The organism is Marinobacterium sp. MBR-111, assembly GCF_040547585.1.
GTDB lineage: Bacteria > Pseudomonadota > Gammaproteobacteria > Pseudomonadales > Balneatricaceae > Marinobacterium > Marinobacterium iners.
This window is the reverse complement of sequence record NZ_JBEPQA010000003.1, coordinates 181682-195087: the sequence shown is the minus strand read 5'-3', so window position 1 is coordinate 195087 and position 13406 is coordinate 181682. Positions and strand designations below refer to the sequence as shown.

Annotated in this window: 11 protein-coding genes and 4 tRNA genes; 2 read left to right on the top strand and 13 right to left on the bottom strand. The window is 55.3% G+C overall.

The window, feature by feature from the left end; translation table 11 throughout:
• Window positions 1–27: 27 nt before the first annotated feature.
• From ABIE61_RS03575 to ABIE61_RS03520, 12 genes are all read right to left on the bottom strand, one after another.
• Complete coding sequence (locus tag ABIE61_RS03575) at window positions 28–270, bottom strand: OadG family protein (RefSeq protein WP_091828125.1); 243 nt, start codon at window positions 268–270, stop codon at window positions 28–30.
• Window positions 271–619: 349 nt separating this feature from the next.
• Window positions 620–2080, bottom strand: coding sequence for a tRNA uracil 4-sulfurtransferase ThiI (thiI, locus tag ABIE61_RS03570; protein WP_354406784.1), 1461 nt, complete (start codon window positions 2078–2080; stop codon window positions 620–622).
• 65 nt (window positions 2081–2145) lie between these two features.
• A tRNA-Arg gene (locus tag ABIE61_RS03565) sits at window positions 2146–2222 on the bottom strand.
• Between the two features lie 21 nt (window positions 2223–2243).
• Window positions 2244–2320 (bottom strand) — tRNA-Arg (locus ABIE61_RS03560).
• Window positions 2321–2351: 31 nt separating this feature from the next.
• Window positions 2352–2428: transfer RNA gene (locus tag ABIE61_RS03555), tRNA-Arg, on the bottom strand.
• Window positions 2429–2432: 4 nt separating this feature from the next.
• A tRNA-Ser gene (locus ABIE61_RS03550) sits at window positions 2433–2520 on the bottom strand.
• A 64-nt stretch (window positions 2521–2584) separates the two neighbouring features.
• Window positions 2585–2773: a carbon storage regulator CsrA gene (gene csrA, locus ABIE61_RS03545; RefSeq protein ID WP_091828127.1), complete on the bottom strand. Its 189-nt coding sequence runs from the start codon at window positions 2771–2773 to the stop codon at window positions 2585–2587.
• A 185-nt stretch (window positions 2774–2958) separates the two neighbouring features.
• Window positions 2959–4194, bottom strand: a complete 1236-nt coding sequence (locus tag ABIE61_RS03540; RefSeq protein ID WP_206836204.1) for an aspartate kinase — start codon at window positions 4192–4194, stop codon at window positions 2959–2961.
• Between the two features lie 59 nt (window positions 4195–4253).
• Window positions 4254–6848, bottom strand: a complete 2595-nt coding sequence (gene alaS, locus ABIE61_RS03535; protein WP_206842218.1) for an alanine--tRNA ligase — start codon at window positions 6846–6848, stop codon at window positions 4254–4256.
• A 158-nt stretch (window positions 6849–7006) separates the two neighbouring features.
• Complete coding sequence (locus ABIE61_RS03530) at window positions 7007–7471, bottom strand: regulatory protein RecX (RefSeq protein WP_354406782.1); 465 nt, start codon at window positions 7469–7471, stop codon at window positions 7007–7009.
• Between the two features lie 70 nt (window positions 7472–7541).
• Entirely contained in the window at window positions 7542–8585 is a 1044-nt protein-coding gene (recA, locus tag ABIE61_RS03525; protein WP_091828129.1) for a recombinase RecA, read from the bottom strand.
• 89 nt (window positions 8586–8674) lie between these two features.
• Window positions 8675–9211 carry a CinA family protein gene (locus ABIE61_RS03520; protein WP_309546614.1) on the bottom strand — a complete coding sequence of 179 codons (537 nt, stop codon included), beginning with the start codon at window positions 9209–9211 and terminating at the stop codon, window positions 8675–8677.
• A gap of 56 nt (window positions 9212–9267) precedes the next feature.
• Here ABIE61_RS03520 and mutS point away from each other — a divergent pair, with 56 nt between their 5' ends.
• The gene (mutS, locus tag ABIE61_RS03515) at window positions 9268–11868 is read left to right on the top strand and encodes a DNA mismatch repair protein MutS (RefSeq protein ID WP_354406778.1); all 2601 of its coding nucleotides are present in this window, start codon (window positions 9268–9270) and stop codon (window positions 11866–11868) included.
• 56 nt (window positions 11869–11924) lie between these two features.
• The gene (gene fdxA, locus ABIE61_RS03510) at window positions 11925–12248 is read left to right on the top strand and encodes a ferredoxin FdxA (protein WP_091828131.1); all 324 of its coding nucleotides are present in this window, start codon (window positions 11925–11927) and stop codon (window positions 12246–12248) included.
• 55 nt (window positions 12249–12303) lie between these two features.
• Here fdxA and rpoS read toward each other — a convergent pair whose 3' ends face one another.
• Window positions 12304–13353, bottom strand: coding sequence for an RNA polymerase sigma factor RpoS (gene rpoS / locus ABIE61_RS03505; protein ID WP_354406776.1), 1050 nt, complete (start codon window positions 13351–13353; stop codon window positions 12304–12306).
• Between the last annotated feature and the right edge of the window lie 53 nt (window positions 13354–13406).

Genomic DNA, 13406 nt, shown 5'->3' with positions numbered 1-13406 from the left:
TCAGAGGTTCTTGTTCTTTGACCCGACTCACTTGGAGCGGTACTTATGTACCGCTGCGGTAAGGACAGCGATCAGCTCATCATTGTTGCCGGTCTGCACGCCAGCAGCTTGGGGGCGTGCTTTGACGACCTTGGGCGCAGGCTCAGGCAGATAACGGCCTATCAGCCGGGACATGATGCTGGTAATAAACACCAGTAGCGTCAGAAAGACGAAGACGAAACCCATGCCGAAGACCATCAGTGTGAGGCCTTCCGAGAACAGATTATCCATCTGTGGGTGCTCCTGTTGTAATTCGAAACCCTTTGGCCTGCCGGCGGCTTTTGGCCGCGCCCGGCTCACTGGGTTAGCAGAGCCAGAACGACAGACAGATGCTCAGACGGCATGCACCTGAACGTTCAGACTATCAGGTACACATGCACAATCAACCTGAGCTATTCTAACTCAGACCCCGGGGGCCATTGCAAGATTGTCGACAATCTGTAATTTTTTTACAGAAACAGGCCTTTAGAGCACTTGGCGCGACAATAATGTCGACATAAGTCTTTTTATGTCACGTTTAGGGGAACAATACCTATTAGCCTTTTGGCTAATTTACAGACAGGATGCAGAAAAAAGCCACTCAAGGAGTGGCTGGACGGTAGACTTTGACGTTGTTGTGGCCCTGTTCGCGCAAATGCTGCGCATGCATCTGTGACATTACACCCTTGTCGCAATACAACAGGTACTCACGCTCCGTTTCCAAATTCGGGAATTCACTTTCCAGCTTGTAGAAAGGGATAATACGAATATCACAGCCAGGCATGTTGAGCGGCTTGCGCTCCTGCTCGCGCGGGGGACGGATATCAACCAGCGTCTGATTCGGTTCGACTCGCGTCATCGCCTCAATCTCGGCATTGATGTCACGATTTTCTACGATTTCGTCAATACTGATCATCTCGGCCTGTTCCAACGCCCGATCAAGAGTATCAAAATCGAATTCCGCCTCTTCGCGTTCAATCCGATCGCGCTTGGCATGGGTTGTAGGCTTGTCAGAAATCACACCACAGTACTCAGGCATGGCACTGGCAAAATCAAACGCACCGATCTGGCGAGATATCTCAATAATGTCCGGCTTGTCCATGGTCACAAGAGGACGCAGCACCAGATGCTCGCAGCTCTCATCGATCAGGCGCAGGTTCGGCAATGTCTGGCTGGACACCTGAGCCACACTCTCACCGGTCACGATGGCGTTCAGCTCCATTCGGTCAGCGACCCGGTCAGCGGCGCGCATCATCATGCGCTTAAGCACGACGCCCATATGCGAGTGGTGCACGGACTGCAGGATTTCGCCAACCACTTCCTCGAAGGGAACCGTAATGAACTTGACGCGCGCAGAGGCCCCATAGCGCTTCCACAGATACAGCGCGACCTGCTTGACACCGATTTCATGGGCATGGCCACCCAGATTAAAGAACAGGAAGTGTGTTTTACTGCCGCGGCGCATGGTCATGTATGACGCCACAACCGAGTCAAAACCACCCGAAATCAGCGACAGTACATCTTCCTGAGTCCCCAGTGGATAGCCTCCCAGCCCCTGATGAATGGCCGTAACGACAAACAGGGTCTCGTTGCGCACTTCCAGATCGACCCAAACCTCTGGGTTGCGAACATCAACCCCAGCCGCATCGGTATGCTGGCGCAACCCGCCGCCGACATAGCGCTCCAGTTCAACCGAGGTAAAGTCATGATCACCACTGCGCCGCACTCGCACCTTGAAGGTTTTGCCGCGCAGGCGCTCTGCATAGGCATCACGTGTCAACTGAAAGACCTGATCGAAGTCCTCCAGGGGGTACTCCTGCACCTCCACGATCGACTGAATGCCCGGCACTCGCTGCATCTCATCAACCAGACGCGCACTCAACTCGATATCCTGACCCGGAAAACTGATCTCCACTTTGTCCCAGTGACCACTGACCTTGACGCGCTCATCGACACGCTGCAGCAGGATTTGAAGATTGGTTTGCAGGCGCTGAATCAAGCGACGGCGAACAGGACGACTCTTGATCGTAATCTCGGGAAAAAGCTTGGCAATGAATTTCATGAGTGTTCCGGAATCTGTGATTCGGGTCGGGTAACCAGGTTGATCGGGAAGGGGTAAAAAACGGATGGCGCGCCCGAGAGGATTCGAACCTCTGACCGCCTGGTTCGTAGCCAGGTACTCTATCCAGCTGAGCTACGGGCGCATACCGATGGGGAAGAAAAGATGGCGCGCCCGAGAGGATTCGAACCTCTGACCGCCTGGTTCGTAGCCAGGTACTCTATCCAGCTGAGCTACGGGCGCACACATGTTTTTCTAAAGCATTGTTGAGTAATGGCGCGCCCGAGAGGATTCGAACCTCTGACCGCCTGGTTCGTAGCCAGGTACTCTATCCAGCTGAGCTACGGGCGCACAATGGCGGTGAGTGAGGGATTCGAACCCTCGATACCTTGCGGTATACGCCCTTAGCAGGGGCGCGCCTTCAGCCACTCGGCCAACTCACCTCGTCAACAACGGCGCATATGTTACAAGACTGATTTTAAAAAGAAAAGGAATATTTTGAAAAACTTATTCCTGATCAGGCTCTTGTGACTTTTCACGCTGAATACGCTGATAGATCTCTTCGCGATGAACGGAGACATCCTTGGGTGCATTAACACCAATACGTACCTGATTGCCTTTTACACCAAGCACAGTGACAGTGACATCGTCACCGACCATGAGGGTTTCGCCTACGCGGCGGGTTAGAATCAGCATTGTGGCTCTCCTTAGTTTAGTCCTGGGGTGCTGAGTTCCGGTTTTTCTGAAACGAGCACAGCACCTTCCACCTTATATGTCCTTAGACCATCCAGGTATCATGGCGACGCTGGCCGTTTCAGGCCTTGGGGGCCTGCAGCCGTTACTATAGAACAGATGCAGGCCGCCGTCATCTGATACTGTCGTTACTCGCGGACTGTATCAGATGAGTCCAGATCGAACGCCGAGTGCAACGCCCGTACTGCCAGCTCCAGATATTTTTCGGCGATCACTACTGATACCTTGATCTCAGACGTTGAGATCATCTGGATGTTGATATTTTCACCTGCAAGTGCATCAAACATCTTGCTGGCAACCCCCGCATGGGAGCGCATTCCAACACCTACGATCGATACCTTCGCGATCTTATTGTCTCCGACACATTCGCGGGCGCCAAGTTCCTGCACAACCTGCTCAAGCACCTGCTGTGCTTTATCATAGTCGTTTCTGTGCACTGTAAAGGTAAAATCGGTGGTCTGATCGGCACCAATGTTCTGCACGATCATATCCACTTCGATATTGGCACGGCTGATTGGCCCCAGTATCCGGGACGCAACGCCCGGAATATCAGGCACACCAACGACAGTCAGCTTGGCTTCGTCACGATTGAACGCTATACCCGAGATAACCGGCTTTTCCACAGTTTCATCATCCTCTATCGTAATCAGTGTACCGGGACCATCCTGAAAGCTGGATAACACCCGCAGCGGCACCTTGTACTTGCCGGCAAACTCAACGGAACGAATCTGCAACACCTTGGAACCAAGGCTGGCCATTTCCAGCATCTCTTCAAAGGTGATTTTCTCCAGTCGACGCGCACCTTCGACCACACGCGGGTCGGTGGTATAGACACCGTCCACATCCGTATAGATTTGGCACTCATCCGCTTTCAACGCTGCTGCCAGTGCAACGCCCGTCGTGTCGGAACCACCACGCCCCAGAGTCGTAATATTGCCCTCAGGATCAACACCCTGAAACCCTGCCACAACCACAACTCGCCCCTGGTCCAGATCAGACCGTATACGGTCTGTCTCGATATCCTGGATGCGGGCCTTGGTGTGATATTGGTCAGTCAGAATGCGTACCTGACCTCCCGTGTAGGAACGGGCGTCCACGCCACGGGCTTTCAGCGCCATGCACAGCAGTGCAATGGTCACCTGTTCACCGGTAGACACAAGCGTATCCATTTCACGCGGATCAGGACGCTCCTGGATCTCGTTGGCCAGCGCAATCAGTCGGTTGGTTTCACCGCTCATTGCGGATACAACAACAACCACGTCATGCCCCTGCTGACGAAAGCCCTTGACCTTTTCGGCCACCGCTTCGATGCGCTCCACAGAGCCGACCGAAGTGCCGCCGTATTTCTGTACGTATAACGCCATTTCAGTGTTTCCATCCGGCTGCCGGTGCATTGAACACCGGCAGGCGCCTGTATTTTCAGTTACAGGCTTGCCGCAACCAGTTCGGGCACCGCCTGCAGCGCAGCGGGAACAGCACTTACATCGGTGCCTCCACCCTGCGCCATGTCTGGGCGCCCGCCCCCCTTACCACCCAGCCGTGAGGCCAGCTCACGCACCAGGTCACCTGCCTTGATCTGACCGGTCAGATCCTTGGTCACCCCGGCTATCAGGCTGACCTTGTCATCCTGTGCAGTCAGCAGAACCACGACACCGCTGCCCAGTTTGTTCTTAAGCTGATCAAGTGTGTCGCGCAACGCCTTGGGCTCAACACCTTCCAGCTTCGCAGCCAGCACCTTGATACCGTTTACGTCCTGTACCTGGCTAAGCAGATCACCACTTTGAGCACTGGCAAGCTTGGCTGCCAGACGCTCAAGCTCTTTCTCCAGTTGACGTGCGCGTTCGTTCAGACCGCGCACTTTTTCCAGCGCGTTCTCACGCGAACCCTTCAGCAGGGCCGCGATTTCGCCAAGTGCCTGTTCGTTGCTGTTAACCCAATTCAGCGCCTGAACCCCGGTGACGGCCTCAATACGGCGCACACCCGAGGCAATACCGCTCTCAGCGACGATTTTAAGCAAACCGATATCACCGGTGCGACGGGCATGAGTGCCGCCACACAGTTCTACCGAGAAGCCTTCGCCCATGGTCAGAACACGGACATCGTCGTCATACTTTTCACCAAACAGAGCCATGGCCCCCCGGGCCTTGGCGGCTTCCAGCTGCATCAGCTCGGTTTCAACCGCCGAATTGGCACGAATCTGGTCGTTGACCAGGGTTTCAACCGTCTGGATCTGCTCGGCTGTCATCGCCTCAAAATGGGCAAAGTCGAAGCGCAGGCGCTCTGCATTCACCAAAGAGCCCTTCTGCTGCACATGATCACCCAACACCTTGCGCAGGGCTGCGTGCAACAGGTGTGTCGCTGAATGGTTCAGCGCCGTTGCCTGACGCTTGGCCATGTCAACTTCTGTTACAACCTGATCCCCAACCTGCAGCACACCTTCGCCAAGCTGACCATGGTGCAGGTGGTGACCGCTTTCTTTGGTACAGTCGCGGACAGTGAACTGGCCACGATCCCAGCGCAACACACCCTGATCACCCGCCTGACCACCGGATTCGGCATAAAAGCTGGTATTTTTCAGAACCACTACGCCGCTCTCGCCCGCGGAAAGCTGATTCACTTCCTCGCCCTCGCGGAACAGCGCGATTACCTCAGAGCGGTCTTCAAGGCTGTCATAGCCGTTGAACGCCGTGCTGCCCTCCAGCTTGATCTGTTCGTTGTAGTCGACCGAAAACTGGCCTGAGGCACGAGCACGCTCGCGCTGAGCATCCATTTCACGCTCGAAACTTTCCATATCGATACTCAGATCATGCTCACGCGCCACATCAGCTGTCAGGTCAACCGGGAAGCCGTAGGTATCGTACAGACGGAAAACGGTTTCACCCGGGATCACATTGCCTTCGAGGCCGCTGATCGCCTGCTCAAGCAGTTGCATGCCATGCTCAAGGGTCTTGGCAAACTGCTGCTCTTCCTTCAGAAGGATACGTTCAACCTGGTCCTGCAGCTTGGCCAGCTCGGGATAGGCCTCGCCCATCTCCTTGACCAGAGGCGCTACAAGCTTATGGAAAAACGGCTCTTTTGCACCCAGTTTATTACCGTGGCGGATGGCACGACGCATAATGCGGCGCAGCACATAGCCGCGACCTTCGTTGGACGGCAACACACCATCGGTAATCAAAAAAGCGCATGAACGGATATGGTCTGCGATCACGCGCAGGGATTTGCTGTCGGTATCATCCAGACGAAGCACTTTGGCGGTAGCAGCGAGCAGGTTGCGGAACAGATCAATCTCGTAGTTGCTGTGCACGTTCTGCATTACCGCAGCAACACGCTCAAGCCCCATGCCAGTATCGATGCTCGGACGCGCCAGCGGCTCCATGCTGCCATCCGCAGAGCGGTTGTACTGCATGAACACCAGATTCCAGATCTCTATATAACGGTCACCGTCTTCATCCGGGCTGCCCGGAGGACCACCAGCCACATCAGGGCCATGGTCGAAGAAGATTTCCGTGCAGGGACCACAGGGGCCGGTATCACCCATGGCCCAGAAGTTGTCTTCATCCAGTTTTGAGAAGCGCTCGGGGTTAACCCCCATCTCCTCTTTCCAGATTTTCTCGGCTTCATCGTCGGTATAATGAACCGTTACCCACAGGCGCTCTTCCGGCAGCCCCAGGCGCTTGGTCAGAAATTCCCAGGCAAAACGAATCGCTTCGCGCTTGAAATAATCACCGAAGCTGAAGTTGCCCAACATTTCAAAAAAGGTGTGGTGACGCGCTGTATAACCAACATTTTCAAGGTCGTTATGCTTGCCACCTGCACGCACACAGCGCTGTGAAGTCGTGGCACGGGAGTAGGGACGCTTGTCAGAGCCGAGGAACACATCCTTGAACTGAACCATACCCGCATTGGTGAACAGCAGTGTAGGGTCATTACCCGGAATCAGCGGACTCGAGGCAATGATTTCATGCCCCTGCTGGTTAAAGTAGTCAAGAAATGCCTGGCGGATTTCCGCACTTGTCATGTAGTTCATATAAGGTCCGTTGCGTCTGTACTGGTTGGCACGACAGGACCGCCCGCCCAGTTGCAGGAACGGCGGTCATATGTACGCAAAAATAGCGGACAAGTATATAACGCGAACAAAAAATGTACGATAGCTTTTCTGCCCTGCAACGCCTGAATTTACTCACTTCCTTCACACTTTATCGCGCGCTTGGCATCATCGAACGAGAATCCACGATTGACCAGAAAACGCATGCGGCGTGCATACTCTTTTGGATCAGCGGGTGGCTGATCACCAAAACGTCTCTGACAGCACTCCAGCGCCTGTTGATAACTGTCTGGAGACTCATCTTCCAGTGCCTGCTCGATAAGTTCGGGCCCCAGCCCTTTTTGACGCAGTTCCTGCCTGATCCGCATGGCACCGTAGCCCGAGCCAAAACGGCTGCGGGTAAAAACATGCGCAAAGCGCTCATCACTCTGATATCCATCTGCCACAAACTGATCCAGTACCTTCCGTAACAGTTCAGCATCTTCACAGCGACGCCCCAGCTTTTGCTCCATTTCGGCACGGCTATACTCTCGCCGCCCCAGCAGCGCAAACGCTGCATTGCGCAGCTCAGCTTCAGTTTCCAGTAACCTGGCCATGATAAGACTCCATAACGACAACAGGGGCCACAAAGGCCCCTGTTGTTAAATCATCTGCCGTATGCCTGAATCAGAGATCCAGCTGACCGGCTTCTTCCGACTGTTCCTGTGCAGCCTTTGGCTGAGGCACACTCAGAAGCTGAGCACGGATTTCCGCTTCGATTTCCTGCGCGATGTCCGGATGCTCTTCCAGGTATTTGGCGGCATTGGCTTTACCCTGACCGATTTTATCACCCTTGTAGGCATACCAGGCACCAGACTTGTCCACCAGTCCCTGCTGTACACCCAAGTCAATCACTTCACCCATATGGTAGATGCCCTGACCGTACAGGATCTGAAATTCGGCCTGGCGGAAGGGTGGTGACACTTTGTTTTTTACAACCTTGACGCGGGTTTCGTTACCGGTAATTTCATCGCCCTGCTTCACCGCACCGATGCGACGAATATCCAGGCGTACGGAGGCATAGAACTTGAGTGCATTCCCCCCGGTTGTGGTCTCGGGGTTACCAAACATTACACCGATTTTCATACGAATCTGGTTGATAAATACCAGCAGGCAGTTGGACTGTTTTACACTGCCGGTCAGCTTACGCAGTGCCTGAGACATCAGGCGCGCCTGTAGACCGACATGGGAATCGCCCATTTCACCTTCAATTTCGGCCTTGGGCACCAGTGCCGCAACCGAGTCCACAATGATCACATCGACCGCCCCAGAACGTGTCAACATGTCGGTAATTTCCAGCGCCTGCTCACCGGTATCCGGCTGGGAGACCAGCAGGGCATCCACGTCGACACCCAGTTTTTCGGCATAGTTCGGATCCAATGCATGTTCGGCATCCACAAATGCACACACCTTACCCTGCTTCTGGGCTTCGGCTATAACCTGCAGCGTCAGTGTGGTTTTACCTGAAGATTCCGGACCATAAATCTCAACCACGCGGCCAAAGGGCAGACCGCCTATACCAAGAGCGATATCCAACCCCAGTGAACCGGTTGAGACCGCAGGAATCGCTTCACGCGGCTGATCGCCCATGCGCATAACTGCGCCCTTGCCGAATTGACGTTCAATCTGCGACAGTGCCGCATCCAGCGCTTTCTTTCTGTTAGCGTCCATCGGTAAACCTTTTTAGCCGGGTGGTTAAAATACTGTATGTCTGAACAGTATTATTTCACAACCTGAGCAGAATGCAACCACTCAATGCCTCACTGTGGCAGGTAAGCCAAAATCCCTTCCAGGGCCTGCTCCACTGCCTGCTGACGAATTGCATCGCGATCGCCATTAAAAAAACTCAGACAGGTTACTGTGGGGTGACCCGTAATGGCCCACGCCAGCCAGACAGTGCCCACCGGACGATCTTCGGTGCCACCTTCAGGGCCAGCGATGCCGCTGATGGCGACAGCAATATCGGCTTCACTGTTGTGCAAAGCACCTTCGGCCATCTGCGCTACCACCGACTCACTCACGGCACCGTTGCGTTCAAGCACGTCGAGATCCACACCCAGCATTTTTTGCTTCGCCGTATTGGAGTAGGACACGAAACCGCAGTCAAACCAGCCTGAACTGCCGGGCACAGCTGTCACCGCCTGTGCCACCCACCCTCCGGTACAGGACTCGGCCGTCGCCAGTTTGATACCTTTCTGCAACAGTGTTTCACCTACCTTTTGTGCAAGGTTTTTCATCAATCCAACTCCAAGCGGGCGACTACGCAGGCCGCCACGATTCACGTACAATCCTGACATTAAAACCCCGCACGGTGATCGATTCAATCCCCGGACAACAGGACGACCCAAACAGCATGTCAGTGGCAGCGCCGAACACCCAACATACTCCCATGATGCAGCAATATTTACGCATTAAGGCTCAGCACCCGGACCAGCTGATGTTTTACCGCATGGGTGACTTCTATGAACTGTTCTATGACGATGCCAAAAAGGCTGCCCAGCTACTCGATATTTCACTGACGGCACGGGGCAAATCAGCCGGTGAGCCGATTCCGATGGCAGGCATCCCCTATCATTCAGCCGAGGGTTATATTGCCCGTATCGTCAAGGCGGGTGAGTCGGTGGTGATCTGTGAGCAGGTCGGCGACCCTGCCACCAGCAAAGGGCCAGTCAAACGCGAAGTGGTTCGCATTGTGACCCCCGGCACATTGAGTGACGAAGCGCTGCTGGATGAGCATCAGGACAATATTCTGATGGCGATCAGCACACAGGGTGAACAATTTGGGCTGGCAATGGTGGATATCAGCTCGGGGCGCTTCAGCCTGTTTGAAATAGAGGGACATAATGCTCTGCAGGCGGAATTGGAACGGCTACGCCCTGCCGAACTGCTCTACCCGGACGACTCCGGTCTGCCGCAGCTGCTTGGCAAGCGTCCCGGCAGTCATGGTCGCCCGCCCTGGGAGTTTGAGTCTGACACCGCTCGACGTCTGCTGTGTGATCAGTTCAATACCCGTGATCTGAGCGGCTTCGGCTGTGACCATCTGCCCCTGGCGATCAGCGCAGCCGGATGCCTGCTGCAGTATGCTCGTGATACCCAGCGCAGCACACTGCCCCATATCCGTCGTATTCAGATAGAGCAGCATGACGAAGCCGTGATTCTGGATGCAGCAACACGGCGCAACCTTGAGCTGGATCTGAACCTGTCAGGCGGTCGCAGCAATACGCTGGCCTCGGTATTGGACAAGTGCCGTACGCCGATGGGCAGCCGCCTGTTACGCCGGTGGTTGCACCGTCCGCTGCGTGACCGCGTCACACTGGAGGGACGTCAGGATGCGATTCGTTGGCTGATTGAGTCAGGCCGCAGTGAGGATATCAGTGAGCAGCTGCGCTTGATCGGTGACATGGAGCGTATTCTGTCCCGTGTCGCCCTGCGCTCTGCCCGCCCACGAGATCTGGAACGCCTGCGCAACGCACTGGCTTCACTTCCGGGTCTTCAGCTATTGGTCCAGCCCGCTGATGCACCCTTGATCAAGCAGCTCGCCAGCTCAATTGCCACCTTCCCTCAGATGACCGAATTGCTGCAACGCGCAGTCATTGATGGTCCGCCGGTCGTAATCCGCGACGGCGGTGTGATTGCCACCGGTTACGATGCCGAGCTGGACGAGCTGCGCGGCCTCAGTGAAAACGCCGGCGATTATCTGCTGCAGCTGGAACAGCGCGAGCGTGCACGCACCGATATCGCCACACTCAAGGTGGGGTATAACCGGGTGCATGGTTACTATATCGAAGTCACCAAGGCACAGGCGATCGACATGCCGGCAGACTATATCCGCCGCCAGACCCTGAAAAATGCCGAGCGCTTCATCACGCCGGAACTGAAAGAATTTGAGGACAAGGCACTGAGTGCCAAAAGCAAGGCGCTGGCACGGGAGAAAGCACTCTACGATGAATTGATCGAAACGCTGGCAGCCGAACTCGGGCCTTTGCAGGAATCCGCCTCGGCACTAGCTCAACTGGATGTACTGAACACTCTGGCCGACCGTGCCGCTGCCCTTGAATACCAGCGCCCACAACTGGTTGAGGAGCCCTGCATTCGTATCAAGGGCGGCCGTCATCCGGTGGTCGAGGCGGTGCTGGACACTCCGTTTGTAGCTAATGACCTTGAGCTGCATCCGGAACGGCGAATGCTGGTCATCACCGGCCCCAACATGGGCGGCAAGTCCACCTACATGCGTCAGGCGGCACTGATCACGCTACTGGCACATATCGGCAGCTATGTACCGGCACAGGCCGCCCGCATCGGCATCGTCGACCGTATTTTCACCCGCATGGGCTCTTCGGACGATCTGGCTGGCGGACGCTCTACCTTCATGGTCGAAATGACCGAAACTGCCAACATTTTGCACAATGCCACCGAGCGCAGCCTGGTGCTGATGGACGAGGTGGGTCGGGGCACCAGCACTTTTGATGGCCTGTCACTGGCCTGGTCCTGTGCCGAGTATCTCGCCCGTGAAGTTAATGCCTTCACCCTGTTTGCCACCCACTACTTTGAGCTTACCGCCCTGCCCGAGCAGGCGACGGGCGTCGATAACGTGCATCTGACCGCCGTCGAGCACAATGATCACATTGTATTCATGCACGAAGTACAGCAGGGCCCGGCCAGCCAGAGCTATGGCCTGCAGGTTGCTCAGCTGGCCGGCATTCCGGCACAGGTCATCCGTCAGGCTCGTGACAAGCTGGTACTGCTGGAGCAGGACAGCCGCAGCAGCGCCTGCCAACCGGCCCGAAATCCCGAGCCACCTGCAACAAGCCAGAACGGCCCGGTTCAGAACGACCTGTTTGTGACCGCAGCCCCCTCTGCTGCCGAGCTGCAGCTGCGCGAGCTGCAACCGGATGAGCTGACACCTCGTCAGGCACTTGAGGCACTTTACAACCTCAAGCAGCTGCTGCAATGAGACAAACAACGCTGGGGCACTATACTGCAAACAGAATGATCAACCGGAGCTGATCCATGACCTATATCGTGACCGAGAACTGCATCCGCTGTAAGTACACGGACTGTGTCGAGGTATGTCCCGTGGATTGTTTCTACGAAGGACCAAACTTTCTGGTGATTCACCCGGACGAGTGCATCGACTGCGGACTGTGTGAGCCGGAGTGCCCAGCAGACGCCATTCTGCACGAGGATGACCTGAGCGATGCGCAGGAGATTTACTTTCAGCTGAACACGGAGCTGTCCGAAATATGGCCCAATATCAATCAGCGCAAGGCGCCACTGACTGATGCGGACAAATGGAATGGTGAGCCGGACAAGCTCCAGTATCTGGAGCGCTAGCGAGGCTTGAAGCGTTCATATTTGAAAAATGTGCCGGTCGCATACCGGCACGTTTTTACTGCAGCAGATCTTCTCCGCTCAGACCGTTCTTCTCCACAATTTCACGCAGCTTGCGCAGAGCTTCAACTTGAATCTGACGTACTCGTTCACGCGTCAGGCCAATTTCCTGCCCGACCTGCTCCAACGTGCTCATTTCATAGCCGCGCAGACCGAAGCGACGCGACAGTACATCGGCATGCTTTTCAGGCAACATCTCCATCCAGCGATTGAGATTGCCGCTGATGTTATTGTTCTGCAACAGCGTTTCGGGATCAAGCGCATCCAGATCGGGAATCGTATCCAGCAGAGGCTTGTCAGCTCCCTGCCCAGCCGGGATATCTACCGAGCTGACACGCTCGTTCAATCCCAACATCCGCTCTACATTCGCGACGGGCTTGTCAACGAGTGCTGCGATCTCTTCAGCTGTAGGCTCATGATCCAGCTTTTGTGCCAACTCACGGGATGCCCGCAAGTACACGTTCAGCTCTTTCACTACATGTATCGGCAGGCGAATCGTGCGTGTCTGGTTCATGATGGCGCGTTCGATAGTCTGTCGAATCCACCAGGTCGCATAGGTCGAAAAACGGAAGCCCCGCTCGGGATCGAATTTTTCCACCGCGCGAATCAGGCCGAGGTTACCCTCTTCGATCAGATCAAGCAGTGTCAGCCCACGGTTGATATAACGCCGTGCGATCTTGACCACCAGACGCAGGTTGCTCTCGATCATCCGTTTCCGGGAGGCCTCCTCTCCCTTGAGAGCTCGCCTGGAGAAATAGACCTCCTCTTCCGCCGTCAACAACGGGGAAAAGCCGATCTCGTTGAGATAAAGCTGAGTTGCATCCAGCGACTTGGCGTTAACCAGGTCCTGATGCGCCATGGAACCTCTGCCGCGCCCGCTGTTCAGAAACTCTGGCGGTTCAGACTCGCTGCTGTCAGCGTCATCACTGTCTTCATCGGCAACATTGAGCGTTTCTTCTTCATCGTAGCGGTCTTCAGTGTCATCAAACTCAGCATCGTTGCTCTGGGCTGACACGCGGTATTCTGTACCTTTACCTACGGTTTCCATTTTTCACCCCCAGGTAGTCAAGATGATCAGATCATCTCTACATGGCCATCATT

What these genes read in the sequence shown, in the direction of transcription:
- ABIE61_RS03575 (WP_091828125.1), bottom strand. Translation starts at nt 270, where the DNA reads ATGGATAATCTGTTCTCGGAAGGCCTCACACTGATGGTCTTCGGCATG.
- thiI (WP_354406784.1), bottom strand. Translation starts at nt 2,080, where the DNA reads ATGAAATTCATTGCCAAGCTTTTTCCCGAGATTACGATCAAGAGTCGT.
- csrA (WP_091828127.1), bottom strand. Translation starts at nt 2,773, where the DNA reads ATGCTGATTCTAACCCGCCGCGTAGGCGAAACCCTCATGGTCGGTGAC.
- ABIE61_RS03540 (WP_206836204.1), bottom strand. Translation starts at nt 4,194, where the DNA reads ATGGCGTTATACGTACAGAAATACGGCGGCACTTCGGTCGGCTCTGTG.
- alaS (WP_206842218.1), bottom strand. Translation starts at nt 6,848, where the DNA reads ATGACAAGTGCGGAAATCCGCCAGGCATTTCTTGACTACTTTAACCAG.
- ABIE61_RS03530 (WP_354406782.1), bottom strand. Translation starts at nt 7,471, where the DNA reads ATGGCCAGGTTACTGGAAACTGAAGCTGAGCTGCGCAATGCAGCGTTT.
- recA (WP_091828129.1), bottom strand. Translation starts at nt 8,585, where the DNA reads ATGGACGCTAACAGAAAGAAAGCGCTGGATGCGGCACTGTCGCAGATT.
- ABIE61_RS03520 (WP_309546614.1), bottom strand. Translation starts at nt 9,211, where the DNA reads ATGTCAGGATTGTACGTGAATCGTGGCGGCCTGCGTAGTCGCCCGCTT.
- mutS (WP_354406778.1), top strand. Translation starts at nt 9,268, where the DNA reads ATGTCAGTGGCAGCGCCGAACACCCAACATACTCCCATGATGCAGCAA.
- fdxA (WP_091828131.1), top strand. Translation starts at nt 11,925, where the DNA reads ATGACCTATATCGTGACCGAGAACTGCATCCGCTGTAAGTACACGGAC.
- rpoS (WP_354406776.1), bottom strand. Translation starts at nt 13,353, where the DNA reads ATGGAAACCGTAGGTAAAGGTACAGAATACCGCGTGTCAGCCCAGAGC.